Here is a 25,956-nt window from a genome sequence, read left to right as displayed (position 1 = left end):
CGCATCGCGGACCTCTGTTCCGTAGTACGGAATCAATTTTCCGCGTGAGAGGGTGGGGCGTCAACCATCGCCCGCCAGCCGGGGCGCCTGTTGGTGATGGTCGTGAGATCGATATCGAGAGGGAAGGGAACGGTCAGCTCCAGGCGATTGTGGTGAATCCCGGAGAGCACGTACACCCTCGTCGCAGGGTCGAGCTCGTAGACGTACACGACGGGGAGCCCGTCAGCCGGCTCGACCCGCCAGAAGTGCGGGAAGCCCGCCTCGGCGTACTTACGCGGCTTGAGCTCGCGGTCGCGCTCCACGGAGTCGTCCGAGACGGTCTCGACCGCCAGGAGGACGTCCTCGGGCCGCAGCCAGGTGTCCTTCGGACCGGTGTCCGCGTCGGCCGGGACCACCGTGACATCGGGCGACGGACGGTTGCGCCTGTCCAGCCTGACGTCGAATTCCCGGAAGACGCCGAGGCCGTCCGGCACCTGGCCCAGCAGCCCGTACTCCAGCAGGCTCAGGGTCCTGGAGTGGAACCGCGTCTGGGGGCTCATGAAGACGAGATTGCCGTCGAGCAGCTCGGTGTGCCTGGGGAGGTCCGGCAGCCGGTCGAGATCCTCCGCGGTCCAGCCGCCCGGCGGCGGAACGGGGTAGTGGTACTGCGTGTCCAGGGACATCAGAGGTTGTCGATCTCCGCGAGGTCGATGTCGATGTCGAAGGGGGTGGTGAGCTTGAGGCGATCGTGGTGGACCGCGACCGGATGGTACGTCCGGTCTTCCTTGTCGAGCTCGAAGACGTGGACGGTCGGGCGGTCGTCGATGCCGGACATCTCCACGCGCCAGAAGTGGGGGATACCGGCGCCCGCGTACTTGTGCGGCTTGGTGTCACGGTCCCGGGCCTCGGACTCCGGCGAGACCACCTCGACGGCGAGCATCACGTCCCTGACCTGGAATTGGGTCTGCGTACGGGAGCGCGCCGCAACGGCCCGGACGACGGCGATGTCCGGTTCCGGCCCGTTCCGCTTGTCGATGACCACAGTCATCTCGCGCCTGACCTTCAGCTCAGGTGGCACCGTACGGCGCAGGCCGTTCACGAGTAGGTCGATCACGACGCTGTGGAAGTCGCGCTGTGGGCTCACAAAGATCAGGCTCCCGTCGAGCAGCTCAGTGTGCGGCGGGAGGTCGGGCAGCGTCAGCAGGTCGTCCACGGTGTAACCGTCCTGCGGCGGCACCGGCCAGTGGTGCTCGGTCTCGGCGGTCATGAGTCCTCCCATGGACGGGATTCTGGGCCGTGCCGTCAGCGTACCCACCGCAAACGCCGACGCCGCCGCCCAAACTAATGAGCGACGGCGTTGGCGTTGACCGGGAGTGTCCCTACAGGAACGTCACTCCCACTCGATCGTGCCCGGGGGCTTGCTCGTGACGTCGAGGACTACGCGGTTGACGTCCTTGACCTCGTTGGTGATGCGGGTGGAGATGCGGCCCAGGACGTCGTACGGCATGCGGGTCCAGTCCGCCGTCATCGCGTCTTCGGAGGAGACGGGGCGGAGGACGATGGGGTGGCCGTAGGTGCGGCCGTCGCCCTGGACGCCCACCGAGCGGACGTCGGCGAGGAGGACGACCGGGCACTGCCAGATCTCGCGGTCCAGGCCGGCGGCGGTGAGCTCCTCGCGGGCGATCGCGTCGGCCTCGCGGAGGAGGTCGAGGCGCTCGCGCGTGACCTCACCGACGATGCGGATACCCAGGCCCGGGCCGGGGAACGGCTGGCGCTGGACGATCTCCTCGGGCAGCCCCAGCTCGGCGCCGACCATCCGGACCTCGTCCTTGAAGAGCTGGCGGAGCGGCTCGATGAGCTTGAACTCCAGGTCCTCGGGGAGGCCGCCCACGTTGTGGTGGGACTTGATGTTGGCCGTGCCCGTGCCGCCGCCGGACTCGACGATGTCCGGGTACAGCGTGCCCTGGACCAGGAACTCGACGGGCTCGCCCGCGGCACCCGCCTCGGCGATGATCTCGGCCTGGGCCTGCTCGAAGACCCGGATGAACTCGCGGCCGATGATCTTCCGCTTCTCCTCGGGGTCGGAGACCCCGGCGAGGGCGGAGAGGAAGCGCTCCGAGGCGTCGACGACCTTGAGCTGGACGCCGGTGGCGGCCACGAAGTCCTTCTCGACCTGCTCGGTCTCGTCCTTGCGCATCAGACCGTGGTCGACGTACACGCAGGTGAGCTGGTCACCGATGGCCTTCTGGACGAGCGCGGCGGCGACCGCGGAGTCCACGCCACCGGAGAGGCCGCAGATGGCACGCTTCGTGCCGACCTGCTCGCGGATCGCGGAGACCTGCTCCTCGATGATGTTGCCCATCGTCCAGTTGGGCTCGATGCCGGCGCCGCGGTAGAGGAAGTGCTCCAGTACCTGCTGGCCGTGCGTGGTGTGCATCACCTCGGGGTGGTACTGCACGCCGTACAGCTTCTTCTCGTCGTTCTCGAACGCGGCCACCGGGACGACGTCGGTGGAGGCGGAGACCGTGAAGCCCTCGGGAGCGGCGGAGCAGGCGTCGCCGTGCGACATCCACACCGACTGCTCGGCCGGGGTGCCCTCGAAGAGCGTGGAGCTGGTCCTGGAGACGGCCAGCGGGGTACGGCCGTACTCACGCGCACCGGTGTTGTCCACCGTGCCGCCGAGCTTCACGGCCATCAGCTGGAAGCCGTAGCACATGCCGAAGACGGGGACACCGGCCTCGAACAGGGCACGGTCGATGCTCGGGGCACCTTCCTCGTAGACCGACGACGGACCGCCGGAGAGGATGATCGCCCTGGGGTTCTTCGCGAGCATCTCCTCGACCGGCATGGTCGAGGGCACGATCTCGCTGTAGATCCGCGCCTCGCGGACGCGGCGGGCGATGAGCTGGGCATACTGCGCGCCGAAGTCGACAACGAGGACGACATCCGGGGCGGCGGCGGGGGGCGCTGCTGGCACTTCGGCGGCCTTCCGGCGGTGGTGGAGCTACGGGGTTGTGCTTTCGATTCTACCGGGCACATACTGAGCCCCATGTTCACGCAGCTGACCTTCGTCTTTACCTATGGCACCGGCCCGTCCGGCTGCCATGGTCGCGCTGCATGAACCGCTGATCACAGCGACAAGCGACTTCCCAGCCGCCCCGGGCCGTGCAGGCCCGGGGCGCTGGTGTTTCTCCGTCCGGGCGGTGCGGTTCCGGGACCAGGGATCGATCCCTGAAGACCCTCAGAACCCAGGAGACGGACATGAGCAACAACACGACCGGCAACGCGACCAAGCCCCGCCCGGAGACCGGTGCGCGCACCGAGGAGGCGGCCGCCCTGATCGGCGACGCGCGCCGGCGGATCGACGATCTCGACGGCCGGATCATCGGCCTCGTACAGGAACGGATGGCCGTGTCGGCCGTGATCCAGCAGGAGCGGATCGCCTCGGGCGGGCGCCGGGTGAACCTCTCCCGCGAGATGGAGGTGCTTGAGCACTTCCGCGACCAGCTCGGCCGGCCCGGCACCGCGCTGGCGATGACGCTGCTGGAGCTGTGCCGCGGGCGCATCTGAGCCCGGGGCCGAGCCGAGGCCGGAGCCGAGCTGGGCCGTGCCGCGGGCGGATCCGAGTTCGGGGGGCACCTCACCCGTACGAGGTGCGGTGCGGCGCCTCACCCGTACGGACCGTGACCGGGCGGCTCGGGGCTTCGTTGTTCCCGGTGCCACGCCAGCCAGGTGCGGTCTGCAGGACTACGCGTAGACGCCGCCTCGTGGGCGGGAACACCGAAGCGATGAGACGCCGTCCGGGTTGAAGCGGACGGCGCCGTGGGACCTCGCTGCGGTGCTGTGGCCGGTCGGCAGGGGACAGCAGCCCGGCCACATCCGATGGGGCGGTCGGCCCCGGGGACGCCTGGGGCCGACCGCATCCGGTCGAAACGGTTGCGCCGGATGTGGCGCATCCAGCACGATGCATGAAGAGCCGATTACCCCGTATCGGGGTGGCTTCTGGTACTGCCATTGGTCTATACCGGCAGAGCCTCACCGGGTTTTCAGAGAACCAGCAGAGCCGCAGAGAACCAGCAGAGCCTCATAGGCGCCCTCCCCCCGGCGCCTTTCCTTCGGCGCCGCCGCTGCCCTGACGACGGCGCCGGGCAGCAAGGGCCCCGCGGTCGCCCGCACCTCGCGGACGGCACCCCGGGGCCCTTCGCTCTGCCCGGACTCGGCCTGGTCGGGCATTCGCCCACTCGTGGGCCCGCAGATCCGTAGATATGTGCAATTCGCGTGCAACCTTTGCGCCAGGTGGCTGGTCATGTACGTGTAAACGCACGGCCATACCGCGCCCCACCGCGACGGCCCGCTACCGATTCGTGCCTCCCCCTCGGCACTCCGGACCCACGAAGAGGTCTTGACACGATGAAGCTTCGCCGTGCACTGACGGCTGCCGCCGCGACGGCCGTCATCGCTCCCGCCGCGCTGCTTGCGGCGCCTGCCGCGTATGCGACGGAGGGCGACCCCACCACGCCGCCGTCCGCGTCCCCCTCGGAGGGGCCCGAGACGCCGGTGCCCAGCACGAGCGCCCCGGAGACGGAGGCGCCGACCGAGGAGCCCTCGGGGAGCGCCGAGCCGTCGGGCCCGCCGTCGGAGGAGGAGCCCACCACCGAGCCGTCGGCCTCCGCCCCGACGACCGAGGAGCCCACCGAGGGCCCGACCGACGAGCCCTCCGGCACGCCGACCGCCACTCCCTCCGAGACGCCCACCGAGGACCCGGTATGCGAGGAGGAGTCGGACGAGGCGGCCATCACCACCACACTGCGTGGTCTGCCCAGCCAGGTCGTGGCCGGTTCCGGGTGGCACAGCTTCACCTTCCGGGCGACCAACGTCTCCGAGGAGGCCATGAAGTCCGTCGACGCCTACGTCATGCTGTCGGCCATCGACAAGGGTGACTTCGACGATGTCTCGCACCTGCTCACGGTGCAGTGGCTGGACGAGGCGTCCGGCACCTGGCACACCATCGGCGACGAGGGCTACTTCGCCTCCACCGCCGACCTGGCGGCCGGTGAGTACTCCGACGCCAAGCTGCGTCTGAAGGTCGACGCCAAGACGCCGGGCAGCTACGGGTTCGCCTTCGCCATCGGCGCGTACCACAACGAGAACGACGTCTGCGGGTTCTCCGAGGGGTCGGAGTACGAGTTCGACGTGCTGGTCGCGGGCAGCAACCCCGGCTCGGTGCCGCCGGCCACGGGCAAGCCGGGCGGCAAGAAGCCCAGCAAGCCGGCGCCGCAGGGCGGGCTGAAGGAGCTCCCGGTCTCCGGGAAGCTCGCCGAGACCGGGTCGTCCTCGGCGCTGCCGATGATCGCGGCGGTTGCCGGGGTCACGATGGCCGTGGGCGCCGGGGCGATCTTTGTCGTGCGTCGTCGTAAGACGGATGGCGCGGCTGCCGCCTGACGGCGGCCGAAGGCCGAATGAGCTGTGAGGGGCCGCACCTGGTTTGCCGGGTGCGGCCCCTCGTCGTACCGGTCAAAGATGTCCTCAATCGCCGGACGGGCTTGATTCGACGGGCTCAGGGCTTTCGGGTTGGCACCTTCGGTACCGGGACGAAGGGCAGTTTCAGGGCCGCGAATGCCTTTTCCGGGACTGCCGGGTGCTGTGGCTCCACCGGGGTCAGGCGCTGGTACGGGTGGCCGGGGGCCGGGCGGGGGTCTGCCTCGCCCTTGTTCGGCCAGAGGGACATCGCGCGTTCGGCCTGGGCCGTGATCGTGAGGGACGGGTTGACGCCGAGGTTCGCGGAGACCGCCGAGCCGTCGACGACGGAGATGCCGGGGTGGCCGTGGAGGCGGTGGTACGGGTCGATGACGCCGTGGTCCGCGTCCTCGCCGATCGGGCAGCCACCGAGGAAGTGCGCGGTCAGCGGGGTGCCCATCAGCTCGCCGACGTTGCTGCCGGGGAAGCCGTTGATGTCCTCGGCGATCAGCGTGGCGGCTTCGGCGGCGGCCGGGATCTGCGCCGGGTTCGGCGCGCCGTGGCCCTGCCGCGCGGTCAGCAGGCCCTTGCCGATGCCGCCCGGCTTCCGGTACGTGGTCAGGGAGTTGTCCAGGGACTGCATGACCAGGCCGATGATGGTCCGCTCCGACCAGCGGCGGTTGGAGAGGGAGCGGAGCGAGAGCACGGGGTGGCGCGCCGACTTGGCGAGGAAGCCGAGGACGCGGGCCGCGGCGCCGTCCCGTACCGGGACCTGGAAGAGGGAGAGGCCGCCCATCGCGTTGGAGCCCTTGCCGTAGCGGACCGGTTCGATGTGGGTGTCGGCGTCCGGGTGGATGGAGGACGTGATCGCCACGCCGCGGGTGAAGTCGACCTTCTTCTCGCCGGTCTTCTTGCGGTAGCGGCGGTTGTCGGTGAGGGCGCCCACCAGCGCCTCGGAGTTGGTACGGGTCAGCTCGCCCAGCTTGGGCGAGAGGTGGGGCAGCAGGCCGGTGTCCTTCATCTTGTGGAGGAGGGTCTGGGTGCCGTACGTGCCCGCGGCGATCACGACCCGGCGGGCCGTGAAGGTGCGGCCCTTGCCCTTGCGCTTGTCGTCGGTGGGCAGGGTGCGGACCGCGAAGCCGCCGCGGGAGTCCTCGGTGAGGGCGACGACGGAGGTCATCGGGTGGATGACCGCGCCGGCCTTTTCGGCGAGGTAGAGGTAGTTCTCGTTGAGGGTGTTCTTCGCGCCGTGCCGGCAGCCGGTCATGCACTCGCCGCACTCGGAGCAGGCCTTGCGCGACGGGCCCGCGCCGCCGAAGTACGGGTCGGGCACCTCGCCGCCGGGCGCCGCCTTCGCCGTGCCGTCCGCGTCCTTGCCGTCCCCGAAGAAGACGCCGACCGGGGCCATGTGGAAGGTGTCACCCACGCCCATCTTCTCGGCGGCGGCCTTGAGGTGGACGTCGGAGGGGGTCATGGTCGGATTCAGTCGTACGCCCAGCATGCGCTGCGCCTGGTCGTAGTACGGCTTGAGCTCGTCCTGCCAGTCGGTGATGTGGCCCCACTGCTGGTCGTCGAAGAACTGCTTGGGTGGTACGTAGAGGGTGTTGGCGTAGTTGAGGGAGCCGCCGCCCACTCCGGCGCCTGCCAGGACCATGACATTGCCGAGCAGGTGGACGCGCTGGATGCCGTAGCAGCCGAGGGCCGGGGCCCAGAGGTAGTTGCGGATGTCCCAGGAGTTCTTGGGCAGCGTCTCGCGGGTGAAGCGGCGGCCGGCTTCCAGCACGCCGACGCGGTAGCCCTTCTCGGTGAGGCGGAGGGCGGAGACGGAGCCGCCGAAGCCGGAGCCTATGACGAGGACGTCGTAGTCGTACGACGGCTCCTGTTCGTACTGCTGCTCCTGGTTTTGGGCAGAGTTCTCCCCTGGCATCGGCGCTCCTTGAAAGTGTGCGGGTCGGGGCTGGGGGGGCGGTCAGCGGAGCCTGATGGCCTTCATGGCCTTCAGGCTGAGGGACATGAAGGCGGCGTACTTTTCGTCGTCCATGCCGAAGGACGGGGCCAGCGGCATGACGCGCTGGTGGGCGACGGTCTGGGCCTCGGTGTACTTGAGGATGCCCTCGGAGCCGTGGCGGCGGCCGAGGCCGGAGTCGCCCATGCCGCCCATCGGGGACTGGACGCTGCCGTAGCCCGCCGCGTAGGACTCGTTGACGTTGGCGGTACCGGTGTTCAGCCGGGCGGCGATCTTGCGGCCGCGGCGGCCGTCCTTGGTCCACACGCTGGAGTTCAGGCCGTAGGGGGTGGCGTTGGCGAGGGCGACCGCTTCGTCCTCGTCGCTGAAGCGGTAGATCGAGACGACCGGGCCGAAGGTCTCCTCGTTGCAGACGGCCATCGGGGCCTGGACGCCGTCGAGGATGGTGGGCTCGTAGAAGAGCGGGCCGATGTCGGGGCGCGGCCTGCCGCCCGCGAGCAGCTTGGCGCCCTTGGCGACGGCCTCCTCGACGTGCCGGGTGACGGTCTCCAACTGGCGCTCGCCGACAAGGGAGCCCATGTCGGCGCCGTACGCGAGGGCGTTGCCCAGCCGCATGGCCTTCGTACGGGCCGCGAAGCGCTCGGCGAACTCGTCGGCGATGGACTCGTGGACGTACAGCCGCTCGATGGAGATGCAGAGCTGGCCCGCGGAGGAGAAGCAGCCGCGGACGGCGCCGGCCGCCGCCTTGTCGATGTCCGCGTCGTGCAGCACCAGCATGGCGTTCTTGCCGCCCAGTTCGAGCGAGCAGCCGACGAGGCGGGCCGCCGCGCCCTGGGCGACCTCGCGTCCGGTGCGGGTGGAGCCGGTGAAGGAGACGTAGTCGGCGTGCTTGACGACCTCGGGGCCGACGACCGGGCCGTCACCGATCACGACCTGCCAGACCTCCGGCGGCAGACCCGCCTCGATGAGCTGCTCGCGCGCCCACAGGGCGGTCAGCGCGGTCTCGGTGTCGGGCTTCATCACGACGGCGTTGCCCGCGACGAAGGCGGGGAGCGCGTCGCCGACGGACAGCTCGAAGGGGTAGTTCCAGGGCGCTATCTGGCCCACCACGCCCTTGGGCTTGCGGAGTTCGGTGACCTTGGTGAGGGTCGGCACGACGCCGGTGTGGCCCTTGGGCTTCAGGTACGCCGGGGCCTTGCGGCCGTAGTGGCGGGCGGCGACGGCGACCGCCTGGATCTCCTCGTGGGCGTGCAGCCGGGCCTTGCCGGTCTCGAGCTGGATGAGGTCCAGCACCTCGGCCTGGCGCTGCAGTACCAGGTCGTGGAAGCGGAGCAGGACCGCGGCGCGCTTGCGTACCGGGGTGGCCGCCCACTGGCGCTGTGCCACGCGGGCCCGCTCGAAGGCGTCAGCGACGTCCTCGGGGGTGGATTCGGGCAGCTCGGCGAGGACCTCGCCGGTGAACGGCGTGTGGTTCGCCGTACTGCCGCTGCCGACCACGCCACGGGTGAGGCGGGCGACCAGGTCCTTGGTGACCACGTCGGCGGCGGTGCGGCTGCCCGCGGCGGCGGAGGCCACCGGATTGCCGTCGGCGGGCGCGGTCTGTGCGGTGTCCAGCGAGTCCGTCATGGCGCCGAGGGTATGCCTCCGGACACACTTTGTGTACCCGGGAGTAATGAGTTTTCACCGGCTGCCCACAATTACGCCAGTGATCACTGGCCAGAACGCTGCTGTCCAGCGGTTTCGTCCACCGGCGACCGGCGGACGCTCAGCCGGCCGACGGCGGGCGCAGCACCCGGAAGGTGGCCAGCGCGGTGTCGAAGTGTCGTTTCGCCACCTTCCGGTCACCGTCCGGCGCGGAGATCCACACGTCGTACATCCGGCCCCCCTCGTCCCAGCTCAGGTCATAGGTGCGGCGCGGTCCGCCGTCCTCGGGCCCGCCGTCCCAGGTGAACTCCCACAGGGCCGCGCGATGGCCGTCGTGAGTGGTGGCGGTGACCTGTCCGTCCCGGTAACCCCGGTAATTCTGCGGTCCGTTGATGTGCGCGTCACGCATCGTGCCCAGCGGTCCGCCCGTCTGTGGCGGCTGCACGTGGATGCCCAGCCGGAACCGGCGGCCCGCGGAGTAGTAGTACACCCGCGGCTTCTCGTAGGAGCGCGTGAACCCGTCCGGTACGGCGAGGGCGAAGCCCTGCGGGTCGCGGACGGTGGTGTACCCGGCCGGCACAGTGGGCGCGGGTCTGTCAGTACCGCCCTGACCTGGGCTCTTGGACGCCGTCGGGGTCGGGCTCGGGGAGTGCGTGGCGGGCGCGTTGCCGTCGTCCGCGCCCCGCCCGTTCAGTAGCAGCGCGGCGATCCCCGCGCCCGCGGCGGCCAGCGCCAGCGCCGCCGTCGCGGCGAGCAGCGCGTTGCGCACGTTCCGGGTGCGCCCGGTGTGCGGACGCGCGGCGGCGCCCAGCGCCCGGCCGTCGAACGCGTCCCGGAGCGGCGCGGCCTGCCGGGCGGGCCCGGTGAGTAAGGGCGGCCGCTCCTCGGGGCCGAGCGCGCCGCCCGGCTCCGGCATCCGGCCGGTCTGGAGGTAGCCGCGCAGCAGCCGCTCGGTGGCCGCGACGGTCAGCCGGCGCTCCGTGTCCCGCCGCAGCAGCCCGGCGACGACCGTGTACAGCGGCCGGGCCGCCTCGGGGATGCGGATGTCGTCGGAGACGACGGCGTGCAGCACGCCGCCGATGGAGTCGCGGTGGAAGGGCGTCTCGCCGCCGCTCAGCGCCGCGCACAGCAGCACCCCGAGGGACCACAGGTCGCCCTCGGGCCCCGTGCCGCGGCCCGCCATCCGCTCGGGCGCCGTGTACTCGGGCGAGCCGACGAACGCGCCGCTCTCCGTCAGCGTCGTGGCGCCCGGCACCTGCGCGATGCCGAAGTCGGTGAGGACCACCCGGCCCGTGCCCGCCTCCAGCAGGACGTTGGCGGGCTTGATGTCGCGGTGCAGGACGCCTCTGGCGTGCGCCACGCGCAGCGCGCCGAGCAGCGCGACACCGATCCGGGCGGCCTCACGCGGGGCCAGCGGGCCCCCGCTCGCCAGCCGGTCGGCCAGCGAGCCGCCGTCCACCAGCTCCATGACCAGCCACGGGCGCTCGTCCTGCATGACCACGTCGTGCACGACGATCACGTTCGGATGCTTGATCTGCGCGACCGTACGGGCCTCGCGCAGCATCCGCTCGCGCTGTACGGAAGTGTCCGCGTCGTCCGGGTCGTCGTCGAGGTTCAGCTCCTTGACCGCGACCTGCCTGCCCAGCAGTTCATCGGTGGCCCGCCAGACCGTGCCCATGCCGCCGCGCCCCAGCCTCCCGTCCAGCCGGTACCGGCCGGCGATCAGGCGGCCGTGTCCCCCGAAGCTCCCCATGGAGGCCATCTTGCCCCACGGTCACCGAAGCGGAAGGAGCGGGCAGGCGCCCCCGCCCCGGTCGCCGCACGGTCTCGCCCCCGGGCGCCGCACGGCCCCGCCCCCTGTCGCCGCACGGGGCCGAAGTGATCAACTGTCTGCATGGAGGCAGTTGTTACCAGCGTGGTGGCCGTGGTCGGCACGCTCCTCGGAGCCGGCATCACCCATTTCTTCCAGCGCCAGGAGACCGAACGCAGCCACGCCCTCGCGCGCGACGAGAAGCTGCGCCAGGAACGCATCGATGCCTACTGCGCGTTCGCAGGCACGCTGCTGGACTACCGCCGCGTGCTGGTCCACCGCTGGTTCGTCCTGCACGACGAGGACCGCTGCGACGAAGACAGCCCCGAACTGCGCGAGGAGCAGTACAAGACGCGGTACGCCGCGCACGAAGCGATGTTCCGCGCACAGCTCGTCAGCGACGACGCCGAGGTCGTGCAGCTGACCGAGCGCCTGTTGGAGGACGTGACGCAATTGCACTGGGTGGACGACCGGGACGAGCTCACCGAGCTCCGCGCCCGCACCCGGCAGGAGATCCGCGACTTCGTCACCGCGGTCTCGCGACGAGTGCGCTGAACGGTGCCCGGCGGGTCCCAGGGGCCCCGGAGCACGCGACACACAGAGGTGGAACCTCCGTACGTACGCACGCCGTCCTTGAACAATGACAGTGGACGGCGGGCATACCGCATTGCAGGTACCCGCAATGCGAGAACGCGGCGCGGGCGCGGTGGCGCGCGGCGGATCGGGGGTCGGTCATGGTGATGCAGGACGGCGGGCTGCTCGATGTGCGGCCGGGCGCCGACCCCGGCCGCGCCGCACCCGAACACAGCGGCGCCTACCTCGCGACCGGCCTGGCCCTCGGGCTGTACGCGGGCGCCCTCGTCGCCTGGGTGGTGACCGGCGTGGCCGACGCCCGGGTGGGCCCGCCGGCCTTCGTCGAGGGACTCTTCAACCCGCTGGCCGGCCCGGTGGGCGCGCTCGGCCCGCAGGAGTGGGCGCTCGCGGTGGCGCTGGCGGCGGTGGCCGGCGCGGCCCTGGCGCAGCGCACCCTCGCCCGCCCGGCGGCCCTGCTGCTCGCCTGCCTGGTGCTGGCCCGCTCGCTGCGCGAGGGTATCGGACTGCTGCACCCCGGCTACCGCTCCGCGTACAGCTTCGAACCGCTGGGCGGCTGGACGCTGGCCACCCACGTGCTCGGCCTGCTGGCCGGACTGGTCGTCCTGTGCGTCCTCCTCCCGGCGCGCACGGAGCCGGGGCCGGCCGCCGGGGCCTGGTGGCGCGGGCGGCTCTCCCGGATCTGCGGGGTGCTGTTCCTGCTGGCCGGGCTGGTCCAGGCGGCCTGGACGGTGCGGCTGCTGACCGACGGCACGAAGGGGGCCGGGGCCTGGCTGGCGGGCACCGTGGACGCGGCCGTGCTCCCCTCGGCGGACGCGCCGGTCACCGGGCCCGGCTTCGCCGCGCTCACCGCGATCACCGGCTGGCTGGTGATCGGCGCGCTGGCACTGAACGGGCAGCGGGACATGCGCGGCGCACTGCTGGTCTTCGCCTCAGTACAGCTCTACCTCACGGTGCGGACGGTGGTGGGATACGCCGTCACCGACGCCTTCAGCGCCGGGACGCACAGCGCCGAGGGAACGCTGGACCTGGCCACCACCGCGTACTTACTGGCCGCGATGACCTCCGTACTGGTACTCACCACGGGGCGGGCGTTCAGCCCGTGCCAGGGCAGCACGCACTCGTGGGCGCGGACCCGGCCCGAATGAGGGCGCTTCCCCGGCGGGCGGCATTCCGTACGGAAACACCACAGGCGGCCGTCGCGTGTGGGGGTCGCGGCGGCCGCCGGTGTGAGCTGCACCGCGTGGACGGCTTGTGGCCTCTTCAGTAGTGCAGCATGAAGAGCACTCTGCCCGCGGGTGCCGTCCCGCGGCATCCTCCGCAGGTCGCGTGCGGACCCCCGCCCCACGGCGGGGGTGGCACCCCGCCGAAGCGGAATCGGTACGGCACGACAGGAAGGGGCGACCGGTGATCCGTGTCGCTGTGGTGGACGACGAGCGGCTGGTGCGGTCCGGGCTGCGGATGATCCTGGGGACGGCGCCGGACGTCGAGATGGTCGCGGACTGCAGCGGCGCGACGGCCGTCGAGACGGTCCGGCGCAGCGCGGCGGAGGTCGTGCTGCTCGACATCCGGATGCCGGACGTCGACGGTCTGACCGTACTCCGCGGCCTGCGCGCCGCTCCGGAGCCCCCCGCCATCGCCATGCTGACCACCTTCGACGCACAGGAGTACCTGACCGCCGCGCTCCGCGAGGGCGCGTCCGGCTTCCTGCTGAAGGACTCCGACCCCGAGCAGCTCATCCGCGCCGTGCGCACCCTCGCCGCCGGCGGCAGCGTGCTGGACCCGGGCGTCACGCGCGCCGTCATCGGCGGCTACCTCAACGCCGAGACCCAGGCGGCGGCCGCCGAGGCGGTACGCGCCCTCACGCCACGCGAATCGGAGGTACTGGCGCTGCTCGGCGAGGGCCTGGGCAACGCCCAGATAGCCGCCCGGATGGGCCTCGCGCCCAGTACGGTCAAGGACCACGTGAGCGCCCTGCTGGGCAAGCTCGGCGGCATCAACCGCGTACAGGCCGCGATCGTCGCCGACCGCGCGGGCCTGGTCACGGGAGGCCCCAGATGACCCCGGCCGCGGGCGCGGAGGCACCGGCGGAGACGGCCCCGGCGACGGACGCGGAGACGCCGACGCCCGGTCCGCCGGCGGGCACCCGCGCCGCCCGGCTGCGGCACCGCGCCGTCCTCCTCGTCCCCACCCTCCTCGGCATCGCCGACGCCTTCCTCGTCAACGACATCGACGAACCGCTGGAACTCAGCGTCTCGCTGCTCGCCGCGCTCGCCCTGCTGCTGCGCCGCCGGCTGCCCCTCACGGTCTTCCTGGCCACCCTGCCCGGCCTCTACATCGGCTACATCTGGTTCGCGCCGATGATCGCCCTCTACACGGTCGCCGCGCTGCGGCCGGGCCGCGCCCGCCTCGGCTGCTGCGCGTTCCTGCTGATCGCCGCGCACTTCTTCCCGTATCCGATCTCCGACCTGGAGATCACCGCGTACCGCGAGAACACCCTGGTACTGATCGACGCGTCGGTCACCTCGGCCGGGCCGATCGGGCTGGGCCTGCTGGTCCGCACCCGGCGCGAGCTGGCGGCGCGGGTCGCGGAGCTCACCCGCAGCCTGGAGCGCGAGGACCGGCTGATCGCGGACCGGGTGCTGGCCACGGAGCGGGCCCGGCTGGCCCGCGAGATGCACGACGTGGTCGCCCACCAGGTCAGCCTGATCAGCCTGCAGGCCGGGGCGCTGCAGGTGGCCTCGGAGGACGCCGCGGCGCGGGACGGCGCGCGGACCATCCGGCAGTTGTCGGTGCGGACGCTCGAGGAGCTGCGGCACATGGTCGGCATCCTGCGTGCCGCGGGCGGCGGCCCGCGCGAGGCCCCGGACGACGCGGCACAGCAGGACCTCGCGCCCCAGCCGGACCTGGCCGAACTGCCGCGGCTGATCGAGATGTCGGCGCTGGACGTGACGTACGAGAACGGCGTGGACGGGGACGCGCCCACGGACCGGACGGTGGAGCGAGCGGCGTTCCGTACGGTGCAGGAGGCACTGACCAACGTCCGCAAGCATGCGCCGGGGGCACGGGTACGGGTCCGGGTCGCCCAGCCCCGCACCGCGGACGCGGGCCTGCTGGTGGAGGTACGGAACGGCCCACCGGACGCGACCGCGGACGCACCTGCGCTGCCCGGCGGCGGGCATGGACTGGTGGGCCTGCGGGAGCGCGCGCAGAGTTTGGGCGGAACGCTGGAGGCCCGGCCGACGCGGGACGGGGGCTTCGTGGTGCGAGCGGAGTTCCCTCGGCGGGTGGCTTGAGGGGGGCGGGATGGGCGGCGGCCGTTGTCAGACCCTCCCGCTACTGTGTTGAGAAGGGGACCTCGTGTTCCCCCATGGGGGAGAAGAAAGCGGGGAAACGGTACGGCGGATGGCGGGGGTGCGCGCTGCCGGCCGGGCGGAAGAGCTGCGTATCAGGCGGAGAGCCGCGCCGCCATCAGGCCGAGAGGGGTGCCGCCGCCTCGTCGACCGCCGTGGCCACGTCCGGGTACACCTCGAAGAGGCGGCGCACGCCGAGCGCCGCGAGTACGCGGTTCACGTGCGAACCGTCGACCGCGCCCTGGGCCGGCAGGATCAGCCGCAGCCGTCCCTGGCACGAGCGCATCAGGCGGCGCGCGGCGATCAGTACGCCGACGCCGCTGGAATCACAGAACTGCACGCCCGACAGGTCGAGCACCACACTTCGGCGCCCCTCGGCGACCGCGTCGTGCACATGCTGACGCACCGAGGGAGACGTGACCAGATCCATCTCACCGGAAACCTGCAGTACGGCCCAGGGCCCCTGCTCGTCTTCTGCCACCTTCAACGTCACGCGCTCGAAGCCTTTCGCTCGCTTTCGGACCGGACGCCTCCGGAAGCCATCCGGAACGCACCCTTCCCAGCATCGGCTGCCCGGCCTTGCCCCCCTGAAACTCTTAAGAATTCCGCGCGCAACAGGCTGCCAGTACCCAGGCTATGCCCTGGATCATCGGCTTTTCTCTCCGCACCCGGTCATACACGAATAACGCGCAGGCAAAAACGGGCATGAACGGTCTGTATCAGTCGAGTTCTGACTGGCAGCCCAACCAGAAAGTGACGGGACCTATACCATCCGCAGTCGCCGCACGGCTCGTTTTGCCGTAAAGGAAGGTGCGCCGACGGACCGGAGCACTACATTCGATGGCACGGTGGACGCACGACGGACTCTGTGACGATGGACTTCTGTGACGGCGGGCACAGCGGCGGCGGAGAAGGGGGGCCGTGGATGGTGAACGAAGCGCCACCGCGCTGGGACAGGCGGATGCAGCAGCGGCTCGCGCGCGGCGAAGCGGCCGCGCTCGGCGAGCTGTACGACCGGTTCGCTTCGCTTGTGCACAGCCTTGCGCAGCGCGTCCTGGAGGACGAGGCGGCCGCCGACCGGATCACCCGCGAGGTCTTCGGCTACATATGGGAGAACCCGGACGCGTACGACCCCAAGCAGGGTTCGCTGCGCTCCTGGGTCGCCACGCTCACCCACCGCCAGGCCGTGCACCGGCTGCGCCAGGCCGAGGCCGCCTCCGCGCTGGACTGCGGCGCGGACGCGCCCGGACCGGCCGAGATCGAGCAGAAGATCAACGCCGCCTCGACCGCGGCCCGCGCCGACTACATCGTCACGTCCATGCCGGCGCCGCTGCGTGCCGCGCTGGAACTGGCCTACTTCCAGCGCCGCGACTACCGCCAGACCGCCGCCGACCTCGGCGTCACCGAGGACGAGGCGCGCCGCCGGCTCCGGCTCGGCCTGCAGCTCCTCGCCACCGCGCACAACCACCAGGCGGGACCGCCCGCTCCGGGCCGCCCCGCCACGCCACCGTCGCCGGGCTCCGGATACGGACGGGCGCTGTGACCGGCCCCGAGGACTGGGACCGCTACGGCCCGCAGGACCCCGAAGAGCCCGGCCACCCGTGCCCCGGCCGCGGCGAGCGCCCGCGCATACCGTCCCCGCGCCGCCCGGCCGAGGACCAGGGCCCGCTGCCGGACGTACGCGCGTCCCGGCCGGACGAGGGCCCGGCGGACGAACGGGAGACGTCCAAGGATCGGCGTACGCCGGAGGCACGGCACACGCCGGAGGAGCCGCGCGCACCGAAGGGGCAGGAGGTACCGGAGGGACGGCACACGCCGGACGAGCCGCGCACGCCGAAGGACCGGAAGGCACCGGAAGGCCGGGAGGCACCGACGGATCAGGCGGCATCGAAGGGCCAGGAGGCAGCCGGGGAACGGGAGACGCCGCAGGAGCCGCGGGCGCCGGAGCAACGGAGGGCGTCCGAGGACACCGCCACGGAGAAGGACGGGACAACGGACCAGGACCCCGCCGGCGCCGCCCGGCCCGAGCCGCCGCACGCGGTGCTCAAGTCGCTGCTGGGCGCCTGGGCGCTGGCCGCCTGCTCGCCCGAGGAGACCGCCGCCGTCGAGGCCCACCTCACGGACTGCGCCGCCTGCGCGGACGAGGCGCTGCGGCTGCGGGACGCCGTCGGCCTGCTGCACCCCGCCGACAGCCTGGACCTGGACCCGCTGCTGCGCAGCCGGGTCCTGGAGAACTGCCTGGGCCGCCGCCCGGCCCGTATCCCGGTGCCCGAGTGGGCGGGTCCGTACGACGCGGAGACGGCCAAACTGGACGCGCTGCTGCGGGACATGGGCGAGTCGGAGTGGCGGGCCCCGGTACGACTGCGGTGGTTCGAGAACGACCGTGAGGCCGGCCGCACCACGACCGTCGCCGGCGTCATCGGCCATCTGATGTCCGTGGACGGCCTGGTCGCCACGGCCCTCGGGCTCACCGACCCGCTGGGCGCCGAGGTCCCGGCGGACGCCCCCACCGACCCGACGGAGCGCACGCTCGCGTACTGGCGCACCGCGGTGCACGAGGAGTCCCCGCTCGCCACCCGCGAGCCCTGGCGCGAGCAGTCCCACGCGCTGATACGCACGGTGGCCTTCGCGGGCCGCGGGGTCGCCGAACTGGCCGTGCCCTACGGCGACTTCCGGCTGCCGCTGCGCGACTCGATGCTGGAGCGCGCCTTCGAGTGCTGGGTGCACGCCGGTGACATCGCGGACGCCGTGGACTACCCGTACGAGGCCCCGGCCGCGCACCACATGCACGGCATGGTGGACCTCGCGCCGCGGCTGCTGCCGTCCGCGCTGGCCGTACGGCGCCGCGCCGGTCTGGCCGCGCCGCCCCGGCGGCTGGTCGAGGCGGGCACCCCGGGGCGCACGCTGCACCTGGAGGTGGAGGGCAGCGGCGGCGGCCACTGGTACATCGCGCTGGACTCGCCCGGCGCGCTCGGCACGCCGGACCGCACGGTCGCGCACATCGCGCTGGACAGCGTGGAGTTCTGCCAGCTCGCCGCGGGCCATGTCTCGCCCGAGGACGCGGCGGCGGGGCAGCACGGCGAGCGGGACGCGATCCGCGAGGTCCTCTTCGCGACGGCTTCGCTCTCGCGTCTCTGAAGCCTCTCGCGCCTCTGAAGCCTCTCGCGCCTCTGAAGCCTCTCGCGCCTGAAGGCGGTCAGGGGCGCGAGAGGCGGGGCGTCGGACGCCAGGCGTCAGGCGAAGACGACCGTCCGGCTGCCGTTGAGCAGCACGCGGCGCTCGCTGTGCCACTTCACCGCGCGGGCCAGCGCCTGGCACTCCACGTCCCGGCCGACGGCGACGAGCTGGTCGGGGGTGACGTCGTGGCCCACCCGCGCGACCTCCTGCTCGATGATCGGGCCCTCGTCGAGGTCGGCGGTGACGTAGTGCGCGGTGGCGCCGATCAGCTTCACGCCGCGCGCGTGCGCCTGGTGGTACGGCTTCGCGCCCTTGAAGCTCGGCAGGAAGGAGTGATGGATGTTGATGATCCGCCCCGACAGCTCCTTGCACAGGTCGTCGGAGAGCACCTGCATGTACCGGGCCAGTACGACCAGCTCGACCTGCTCGGCGCGGACCAGCTCCAGGAGCTGGGCCTCGGCCTGCGGCTTGTTGTCCTTCGTCACCGCGATGTGGTGGAAGGGGATGTCGTACGAGGCGACCAGCTCGGCGAAGTCGGTGTGATTGGAGACCACGGCCGCGATCTCCACCGGCAGCGCGCCGATGCGGGAGCGGAAGAGCAGGTCGTTCAGGCAGTGCCCGAACTTGGACACCATCAGGATGACACGCATCTTCTCGTCGCCCCGGTGGATCTGCCAGTCCATCTGGAAGGAGTCGCCGACCGCGGCGAAGCTGGCGCGCAGCTTCTCCAGCGTGACGGCGGTCTCGGCGCGGAAGTGGACCCGCATGAAGAACAGTCCGGTGTCCCGGTCCCCGAACTGCTGGCTGTCCACGATGTTGCACCCGGTCATGAAGAGGTAGCTGGACACCGCGTGCACGATGCCCTGCTTGTCCGGGCAGGACAGGGTCAGGACGTACTGGTCGGAGAGGGCGGGCTGCGACTGGCTCATGAGGACAAAGGGTCGCACATTCCGGCCCGCCGGTCACCGCCCGCTCCCCGCCCCCGGGCGCCGGCCGGCGTCCGCGTGGCGCGGCTCACTCCTGCGGTTCCAGTCCCCTGGTGAGGATGGCCAGTACTTCGAGGGAGCGCGGGGCCGCGTCGGGGTCCTCGCCGTCGGCGGTCGCCATGCGGACGTGGGCGTCCCGCGCGGCCCGTACGGCCTCGGGCCAGCCGTGGTGCTCCAGGTAGGCGGCCACCGGGGCGTCCGCGCCGACCTGGTGCAGTATGCGCAGCACCCGGAGCACGGCGACGTCGACCAGCGCGGCTTCCTGGGAGTCCCGGAATATCGTGCCGACGTATTTCTCGGCGGACCAGTTGTCCAGCCAGGTGTCCTCCACCAGCCGGTACACGGCGTCGGTCACATCACCGTAGCCGGGGAGGCCGGCCAGCCAGGTCTCCTGCTGGAAGACGGGGTCGGAAAGCATGTGCAGCGCCGAGCGCACATTGGCGCGCCAGCGCCACCACGGCATGTCAGTGAGCGGCATGGCGCCCATGGTGGTCGAGCGGCGGCCGCGACGGGAAGACTTCTCCGAACCTTGCACGACAATCGATCGTACGTTCTCGGACACGGGGCCACGGGACGGGGGCCCGGGACCGCCTTCGCCTGCTGTTCACTTTCGCGTCACTTTCCGTTACCCGGACAGCACGCAGGAGTTATGCCCTGGCCGGAAGGGTGCGGGTACATGACCGGATGGCGACGTTCCTTTCCCCGCTTCTGCCACCGCGCCACCGTGATCCGCTCAGCGACGGCGGGCGCGGCGGCCATGGCGGCCCTGCTGACGGGCTGCGGCACGCTCCCCGGGGCCGACGGGAACGCCGCCGGGGCCGGTGACCAGGCCCCCCTCACCGTGATGACCTGGGCGCCCTCCGGCACCAAGGGCACGAATATGGCCGGGATGCCCGCCATGGCCGAGGCGTACGCGCGCTGGGTGAACGCCAAGGGCGGTATCGCCGGCCACCGGCTGCACGTCCTCACCTGCAACGAGCGCAACGAATCGGTGGCCGCCGCGCGCTGCGCCCAGAAGGCGGTCGCCGCGCACGCCGTCGCCGTCGTCGGTTCGTACAGCCGCCAGGGCCGCTCCTTCATGGGCCCGCTGGAGGCCGCCGGCATTCCGTACATCGGCGGCTACGGCGTCTCCAGCGAGGAGTTCGACAGCCCGCTGTCCTACCCGGTCAACGGCGGCCAGGCGGCGCTGCTGGCCGGCAACGGGCGGCAGCTTGCCGCCGAGTGCAAGCGCGTCTCGCTGGTCCGCCCCGACACCATCCAGGGCGACCAGATGCCGCCGATCCTCAACTCCGGGCTGGCCACCGGCGGCCGCTCGCCCGCCCACGACATCCGGGCGCCCGAGAACGCCACCGACTACACCGGCGCGGCGCAGAGCGCACTGGACGAGGTCGGCGCCGACCCGGAGTTCTACGGGACGGCGGAGTTCGGCGCGCGGGCCAAGGGCGCCTGCGTGACCGCGACGCTCGGCGAGCACACCGACACGTTCTTCGACTCCTTCCGGCGCCTCCAGGAGGACAACCCGAAGGTGCAGATGGCGTCCGTGCTCGGCAGCGTGAACCAGACACTGGTGGACCGTACGGGCGGCAAGTCCAGCCCCCTGGAGGGCGCACTGGTCACCGGCTGGTACCCGGACGCGCGCGACCGGCGCTGGGGCCCCATGCGCGACGTGATCACCGAGCACGCCTTCAACGACAACCGCATCGACCCCGCCGACGCCGGCGTGCAGACCACCTGGATCGCGTACACCGTGCTGCGCGTGATGGTCGAGCAGGTCACCGAGGACGGCCAGGACGTCACCGCGCGCTCGCTGCAGCAGGCGCTGGACCGCGGTGACCGGGCCGTCGACACGGGCGGCCTGACCCCGAAGCTGCGCTGGCGCTACGACGACATGCTCGCCGTGCAGTCCTTCCCGCGGATCGTCAACGCGATGGTGACCTACCAGGTCGTACGGGACGGCCGACTGGTCGCCACGCACTCCGGCTTCGCCGACCTCGCGAAGACGCTGGAGAAGCCGCGGCGGGACGCGTGAGTGAGCTGACGGGCCCCCGTAGTACTGGGGGCCCGCGCGGCTAGAGCTGCTCCGGGCTGCTAGAGCTGCTCAGGGCTGTGTTCGGTCAGGCCGTACTTCTTGGCGATCGGGTTCCACAGGTTCGCCGCCTGCTTCTTGGCCGTGGTGGCCTGCCCGCTGGCGGTGTTGCCCGCCACCGCCGCCTTCGTACCGCGTGCCTTGCCCTTGTGGCAGCCCTTCTTGCCCGCGTGCGCGACCTGGTCGGCCCAGGTGGCGTAGTGGTTGTCGGCCGCCGCCGAGGACTTCCAGGCGTTGGTCAGCGCGGTGGTCAGCTCGATGTGGTCCGTCAGCTCGTCGGTGGAGAGCTTTCCGAGCCGGGTGACCAGGTCGTTCCGCTGCGCGGCCGCGTCCCGCAGGTCCTTGGCCGCGGCGCCGAGCTTGGTGCAGGACTTGATGTTGCCGACCGCCCCGATCACCGCGGAACGGCTGTTGTTGCTGTCCTTGAGCAGCGCGTCCAGCTCCTTGGCCTGCGCCTCGGCGGGGTCGGCGGTCGGCGAGGGCTTGGCCCGCTTCACCGTGCCCGCCGACGACTTGCCGGCGTCCTTCTTCGCGCCGTCGTCGTCGCTGCCGCTGAGCGCGTAGCCGACGCCGAGCCCGGCGCCGACGCAGACCACCACGACCGCGCCGATGATCGCGGCGGGCGCGATCTTGCGGCGCCGCCCGCCACCGCCGTGGCCGTGGCCGGAGGGGGCATCGGGCGGGTACGGGCCCTGGGGCGTGAAGCCGGAATGCTGCGGCGCGGGACCGCCGGGCTGCTGCGAAGCGTGGCTGCCGGGGTGCTGGGGTGCGGGGCCCGGCTGGGCGCCGAATCCCGGCCGGCCTCCGGGGCCCTGCGGCGCGCCGTGGCCCTGCGGCGCCGCGGGCGGCTCGAAGCGCGGCATCTGCTGGGTGGACCCGGGGGACTCGGCCTCGGAGGCACCGGCCCCGGCACCGCCCGGCCCGTCACGGAAGAGACCGTCGAACTCGGCCGGGGTCGGCCGGTCACCCGGCATCCCCGGCCGTATGGCGAACGGCGCACCCGGAGGCGGCTGCGGCGTGCCACCGCCGACCGGCGGGATGAGCTGGGTCGCCGCCTCCGTGCCGTCGGGGGAAGCGGGTGCCTGCGGCATGACCGGCCGGCGCAGCATCGTCGTCGACTCGGCGTCCGTCTCGGGCCGCTTGTTCTCGGGCGGCAGCGAGCCGGGCATGGGACCGGAGGCGCCCTGCGGCGCCGGCATCGGCTGCCCGCCGGGCCCGCCCTGTCCGCCCTGTCCGCCGGCGAAGGGCTGGATGAGCTGGGTGGCTTCGCTGTCGCCGGTGGCGGGCGGGATGTACTGGGTGGCCTCGGCGTCCCCGGCGGCGGGCGGCAGCGGCCCGGCGCCCTGCCCGGTGTTCTGCGGCGGGAGCGGCGCGCCCGCGCCGGGCTCGTCCGCTGCGGGCGGCAGCGGCGCCCCGGTCTGCCGCTCGGCACGCACGAGCGCGCCACCGGTGGCATTCCCGGCCCCGTCCGTACCGGGCTGGGCGTCCGTAGCGGGCTGAGGGCCGGCGGGCTGCTGCGGATAGCCGTAACCGGCACTCGGGGCACTCGGGGCTGCACCGTAGGCGGCCTGACCGCTGTACGGATTCTGCTCCCCATAGGAGGGCTGCGGTTGCTGGGCGTACGGGGACGGCGCACCGTACGAGGGCTGCGCACCGTACGAAGGCGTCCCGTCGTACGAAGACTGCCCGTCGTACGAAGGCTGGGGCTGTCTGTCGTACGACCCCTGAACGCTCTGGGAAGCCTGAGCACCATAGGAGGCCTGCTGCCCGTCGTACGAAGCCTGGGAACCGTAGGAAGGCTGGGAACCATAGGAAGGCTGAGCCCCGTACGTACCCTGGCTCGCGTACCCCGTTCCGGCGGCCCCCGCCCCCGGCCCGGCCGACGGCTGCTCCGGCGGCATCGGAGGTACCGGCGGCTGCCCCTGGGGCGGCGGCGGATACCCGCCCGGCTGCTGCGGTGCGTAGGAGCCCTGCTGCTGCGGTGCCTGGGACGGGCCCCACGGCTCGCCCCACGGCTGACCGGCGGCCGGCGCGGACTGCTGGTCGGGCACGTACGGCTCGCCACCGTTCGCGGGCAGCACCACGCCCTCGCGCGCGGGCCCGCCCGCAGGGTTCTGCGGGTCGCCGCCCTGTCCGCTCTGCGTCACCGGGACTCCTACTTCTGCTTCTTACGGAATCGTCGGCTCACGCTACCGGGTAGCAGTCATGTTCGACCACGTCCCCTGGTCACCGGCCACTTGACCCACAGCAGCATCACCCGTCGATTACGGAGGATCGACGGACAAAGAGGACACTGGCCGAATGTCGCTCCGGGGACGGCCCGGCCACGGCGGCCGAGCGGACCCGCCCAGGGCCGCCCCGGGCCCGTCCGTCACGCCGCCCGCAGCTCCAGCCGCGCGGCGAACTCCCGCACCACCGCCTCCTCCCGGTACGGCTCCAGGCGCGCCTGGAAGTCCTCCAGATACTCCGCGCCGCGCGAGGAGCGCAGCCCGCTCAGCAACTCGGCCGCCTGCGTGCCCGTATGACACGCCTGCTCGATCTCCCGCTGCTGCACCTGTGCGCTCGCCAGCAGTACGAGCCCGATCGCGCGCCGCCGCGCCCGGCTCTCGGGATGGCCGGCGAGCGCCTGCTCGGCCTGCTGCCTGGCCGCTGTCGCCTGCCCCAAGTCACGGTGGCAGTGGGCCAGTTCGTCGGCGAGATAGGCGGGGTCGAAGTGCCCGATCCACGCCGGGTCGTCGCCCGCGTCCGTACCGGACTCGGCCCGCTCCATCGCGCTGACCGCGCGCCCGGCCACGGACTGGAACGCCCGGGTGTCCCCCATCAGTGCGTGCCCGCGCGCCTCCGCCGCGCAGAACATCGCCTCGGCGCGCGGCGTCACGTGCCCGCGGGTGCCTTCCTGTGCCGCGCGCGCGAGCTGCGCGATCTCCCGGGGGTTGCCGAGCGAGGCGGCGAGGTGGCTCATGCTGGCGGCGAGCACGTACCCGCCGTAACCACGGTCGCCGGCCGCCTGTGCCAGGCGCAGCGCCTGGATGTAGTACCGCTGAGCCAGCCCCGGCTGGCCCGTGTCGACCGCCATGTATCCGCCCAGCTCGGTCAACCGAGCCACCGCGGCGAAGAGTTCGCGCCCCACCGACTCCCGGTAGGTGCCCGCGAGCAGTCCGGAGACCACGCTGTTGAGGTAGTGCACGACGACCGGACGAACGTGCCCGCTACCGTACTGGTGGTCCAGTTCGCTGAGCGCGGCCGTCATGGAGCGGACCGCCTCGACGTCCGAACGGCCCACGCGGGCCCCGGCGTTGCGAGCGACCTGGGTGTCGGCGCCGGTGATCAGCCAGTCCCGGCTCGGCTCGACCAGCGCCGAGGCGGCGACCGTCGAACCGCTCAGGAAGTCGCGGCGCCCGACGTCGCTGCGCCACAGCTCACAGACCTGCTCTATCGCGCCGAGCACGGTGGGCGAGAACTGCAGGCCGACGCCGGAGGCGAGGTTCTTGCCGTCGGCCATGCCGATCTCGTCGATCGTGACCGTGCGCCCCAGCTTGCGGCCGAGCGCCTCGGCGATGATCGCGGGCGCCCGGCCGCGGGGTTGCTGGCCACGCAGCCAGCGGGCGACGGACGTCTTGTCGTAGCGCAGGTCCAGGCCGTGCTCGGCGCCGCAGACGTTCACGCGGCGGGCGAGCCCGGCATTGGAACAGGCAGCTTCCTGGATGAGCGCCTGCAGCCGTTCGTTCGGCTGCCGCGCGACGAGTGGCCTGGCGGCCATGCTGTACCCCCTGTGTACTGCGGCGCGTTCACCGTCGAACGCCGTCCTCGTGCATCATTTCCCGCCCATACCCGCGATATCCGCTTTTTCCTCCGCTACCGCGCGACATAAGCGATACTCCCCAATTGCTCCGACCAGCCCCCTCAACCGCGCACCACTGACCACCGACGCGCGTGTACGAGATACGCGATGCGCGTGTGCGAGTACGTGGCGTGTGTACGCGCAGTGCCGTGTGTACGAGCACGTGACGCCCGTGTCCGAGTACGTACGGAGAGCCCGCGCCGCCCGCCGCCGGACGGCCTTTCCGCCCGTCACGCAAGTGGCTACCCAGCCTCCGCGGCACGGCCCCGCACGCGCCCCCGCCCGTGCATCCATGCGCCCCACGTGCAAGAACGTTGCGCCGTGCCGTGCCACTTGTTGGCCGTAACCCTTGGTGACAGCGGAAGTTGTCCCGTTCGTGGAACAGAGCAGCGGAGTCACAGGAGCCCCACAGGTCCCCCAGCAGCGCGGTGAGCGGCTGCTCGACATTGCGGTGCGTTACGCGACGGAACGCCATTGGGACGTACTCCCCGGCGCATGGCTGGAAGACGACGGTGCGGCACCGTACTGTTCGTGCGGCGCCCGTGACTGCCGGACCCCCGGCGCCCACCCGCTCGCGGCCGACTGGCCCACGGCGGCCACCGGCAGCGCGTCGGCCATCCACAGCCTGTGGACGCAACACCCCCGCGCGGCGATCCTGCTCCCGACGGGCCGCACGTTCGACGCGCTGGACGTGCCCGAGACCGCGGGCTGCCTGGCGCTGGCCCGCATGGAACGGCAGGGCCTGCCGCTCGGCCCGGTCATCCGCACCCCGGACCGCCGGATGCTCTTCTTCGTCCTGCCCGGCGCTGCCGCCAAGCTCTCGGACCTGGCACGCAAACCGGCCCGGCCCTCCCCCACCGGCCTCGACCTGATCACCCACGGCGAGGGCACCTACATCGCCGCACCTCCCACCCGCACCGGCCGCCACGCTCCGGTCCAATGGGCCCGCCACCCCACCCCCGCCAACCGCTGGCTCCCCGACACCGAAGACCTCCTCAACCCCCTCACCTACGCCTGCGGCCTCGAACCAACAGCGGGCCGGGGGCGGTGAGGGGGGCTGAGCCGG

The 25,956-nt window shown here is 72.1% G+C and carries 21 protein-coding genes; 10 read left to right on the top strand and 11 right to left on the bottom strand.

Annotated features, from left to right (window positions below):
- Positions 1-32: 32 nt before the first annotated feature.
- From IG84_RS0115550 to guaA, 3 genes are all read right to left on the bottom strand, one after another.
- Positions 33-662: a Uma2 family endonuclease gene (locus IG84_RS0115550; protein ID WP_051861745.1), complete on the bottom strand. Its 630-nt coding sequence runs from the start codon at positions 660-662 to the stop codon at positions 33-35.
- A complete protein-coding gene (locus IG84_RS0115545) occupies positions 662-1,246 on the bottom strand; it encodes a Uma2 family endonuclease (protein WP_031056649.1) in 585 nt (194 codons plus the stop codon). Before IG84_RS0115545 ends, IG84_RS0115550 begins: the two co-directional genes overlap by 1 nt.
- Positions 1,247-1,369: 123 nt before the next feature.
- On the bottom strand, positions 1,370-2,956 hold the full coding sequence (guaA, locus tag IG84_RS0115540; protein WP_031056647.1) for a glutamine-hydrolyzing GMP synthase: 1,587 nt from the start codon (positions 2,954-2,956) through the stop codon (positions 1,370-1,372).
- Between the two features lie 284 nt (positions 2,957-3,240).
- On the opposite strand from guaA, the gene IG84_RS0115535 reads away from it, so the two are divergent.
- Entirely contained in the window at positions 3,241-3,549 is a 309-nt protein-coding gene (locus tag IG84_RS0115535) for a chorismate mutase (RefSeq protein WP_031056645.1), read from the top strand.
- Positions 3,550-4,389: 840 nt separating this feature from the next.
- Complete coding sequence (locus IG84_RS0115525; RefSeq protein ID WP_031056643.1) at positions 4,390-5,421, top strand: LAETG motif-containing sortase-dependent surface protein; 1,032 nt, start codon at positions 4,390-4,392, stop codon at positions 5,419-5,421.
- Positions 5,422-5,536: 115 nt separating this feature from the next.
- Here the strand turns inward: IG84_RS0115525 and IG84_RS0115520 are convergent, their stop codons facing one another.
- From IG84_RS0115520 to IG84_RS0115510, 3 genes are all read right to left on the bottom strand, one after another.
- Positions 5,537-7,363: a GMC oxidoreductase gene (locus IG84_RS0115520; RefSeq protein WP_031056641.1), complete on the bottom strand. Its 1,827-nt coding sequence runs from the start codon at positions 7,361-7,363 to the stop codon at positions 5,537-5,539.
- Between the two features lie 42 nt (positions 7,364-7,405).
- Entirely contained in the window at positions 7,406-9,028 is a 1,623-nt protein-coding gene (locus tag IG84_RS0115515; protein WP_031056639.1) for a succinic semialdehyde dehydrogenase, read from the bottom strand.
- A 139-nt stretch (positions 9,029-9,167) separates the two neighbouring features.
- Positions 9,168-10,808: a serine/threonine-protein kinase gene (locus IG84_RS0115510; RefSeq protein ID WP_382467372.1), complete on the bottom strand. Its 1,641-nt coding sequence runs from the start codon at positions 10,806-10,808 to the stop codon at positions 9,168-9,170.
- A 132-nt stretch (positions 10,809-10,940) separates the two neighbouring features.
- On the opposite strand from IG84_RS0115510, the gene IG84_RS0115505 reads away from it, so the two are divergent.
- The 4 genes from IG84_RS0115505 (at position 10,941) to IG84_RS0115490 (ending at position 14,743) form a co-directional block, all read left to right on the top strand.
- Positions 10,941-11,411 carry a hypothetical protein gene (locus IG84_RS0115505; RefSeq protein WP_031056633.1) on the top strand — a complete coding sequence of 157 codons (471 nt, stop codon included), beginning with the start codon at positions 10,941-10,943 and terminating at the stop codon, positions 11,409-11,411.
- A 179-nt stretch (positions 11,412-11,590) separates the two neighbouring features.
- On the top strand, positions 11,591-12,595 hold the full coding sequence (locus IG84_RS0115500) for a hypothetical protein (RefSeq protein WP_051861740.1): 1,005 nt from the start codon (positions 11,591-11,593) through the stop codon (positions 12,593-12,595).
- Between the two features lie 259 nt (positions 12,596-12,854).
- A complete protein-coding gene (locus tag IG84_RS0115495; protein WP_031056627.1) occupies positions 12,855-13,508 on the top strand; it encodes a response regulator in 654 nt (217 codons plus the stop codon).
- Positions 13,505-14,743, top strand: a complete 1,239-nt coding sequence (locus IG84_RS0115490) for a sensor histidine kinase (RefSeq protein WP_078648845.1) — start codon at positions 13,505-13,507, stop codon at positions 14,741-14,743. The genes IG84_RS0115495 and IG84_RS0115490 overlap by 4 nt, the downstream gene beginning before the upstream one ends.
- 175 nt (positions 14,744-14,918) lie before the next feature.
- Here IG84_RS0115490 and IG84_RS0115485 read toward each other — a convergent pair whose 3' ends face one another.
- Entirely contained in the window at positions 14,919-15,293 is a 375-nt protein-coding gene (locus IG84_RS0115485; protein WP_030254346.1) for an STAS domain-containing protein, read from the bottom strand.
- Between the two features lie 432 nt (positions 15,294-15,725).
- Here IG84_RS0115485 and IG84_RS0115480 point away from each other — a divergent pair, with 432 nt between their 5' ends.
- Together IG84_RS0115480 and IG84_RS38000 are read left to right on the top strand one after the other, a co-directional pair.
- Positions 15,726-16,343, top strand: coding sequence for a sigma-70 family RNA polymerase sigma factor (locus IG84_RS0115480; RefSeq protein ID WP_031056620.1), 618 nt, complete (start codon positions 15,726-15,728; stop codon positions 16,341-16,343).
- Positions 16,340-17,938 (top strand): zf-HC2 domain-containing protein, encoded by a 1,599-nt coding sequence (locus tag IG84_RS38000; protein WP_037800333.1) that lies wholly within the window; start codon positions 16,340-16,342, stop codon positions 17,936-17,938. The genes IG84_RS0115480 and IG84_RS38000 overlap by 4 nt, the downstream gene beginning before the upstream one ends.
- Positions 17,939-18,033: 95 nt before the next feature.
- Here the strand turns inward: IG84_RS38000 and purU are convergent, their stop codons facing one another.
- Together purU and IG84_RS0115465 are read right to left on the bottom strand one after the other, a co-directional pair.
- Positions 18,034-18,906: a formyltetrahydrofolate deformylase gene (gene purU, locus IG84_RS0115470; protein ID WP_031056616.1), complete on the bottom strand. Its 873-nt coding sequence runs from the start codon at positions 18,904-18,906 to the stop codon at positions 18,034-18,036.
- 85 nt (positions 18,907-18,991) lie between these two features.
- On the bottom strand, positions 18,992-19,504 hold the full coding sequence (locus IG84_RS0115465; protein WP_078648852.1) for an SCO4402 family protein: 513 nt from the start codon (positions 19,502-19,504) through the stop codon (positions 18,992-18,994).
- Between the two features lie 135 nt (positions 19,505-19,639).
- On the opposite strand from IG84_RS0115465, the gene IG84_RS0115460 reads away from it, so the two are divergent.
- Positions 19,640-20,992 carry an ABC transporter substrate-binding protein gene (locus IG84_RS0115460; protein WP_031056611.1) on the top strand — a complete coding sequence of 451 codons (1,353 nt, stop codon included), beginning with the start codon at positions 19,640-19,642 and terminating at the stop codon, positions 20,990-20,992.
- Between the two features lie 59 nt (positions 20,993-21,051).
- Here IG84_RS0115460 and IG84_RS0115455 read toward each other — a convergent pair whose 3' ends face one another.
- The gene (locus IG84_RS0115455) at positions 21,052-23,196 is read right to left on the bottom strand and encodes a hypothetical protein (RefSeq protein WP_245659360.1); all 2,145 of its coding nucleotides are present in this window, start codon (positions 23,194-23,196) and stop codon (positions 21,052-21,054) included.
- 224 nt (positions 23,197-23,420) lie between these two features.
- Positions 23,421-24,809: an NsdA family TPR-like regulatory protein gene (locus IG84_RS0115450; RefSeq protein ID WP_031056607.1), complete on the bottom strand. Its 1,389-nt coding sequence runs from the start codon at positions 24,807-24,809 to the stop codon at positions 23,421-23,423.
- A 457-nt stretch (positions 24,810-25,266) separates the two neighbouring features.
- On the opposite strand from IG84_RS0115450, the gene IG84_RS0115445 reads away from it, so the two are divergent.
- Entirely contained in the window at positions 25,267-25,941 is a 675-nt protein-coding gene (locus IG84_RS0115445) for a bifunctional DNA primase/polymerase (protein WP_031056605.1), read from the top strand.
- Positions 25,942-25,956: the final 15 nt, after the last annotated feature.

The organism is Streptomyces ochraceiscleroticus (assembly GCF_000720485.1).
In the GTDB taxonomy this organism is placed as follows: domain Bacteria; phylum Actinomycetota; class Actinomycetes; order Streptomycetales; family Streptomycetaceae; genus Streptomyces; species Streptomyces ochraceiscleroticus.
Note: the sequence above shows the minus strand (reverse complement) of the source record. Positions and strands in the feature narration are given on the sequence as shown.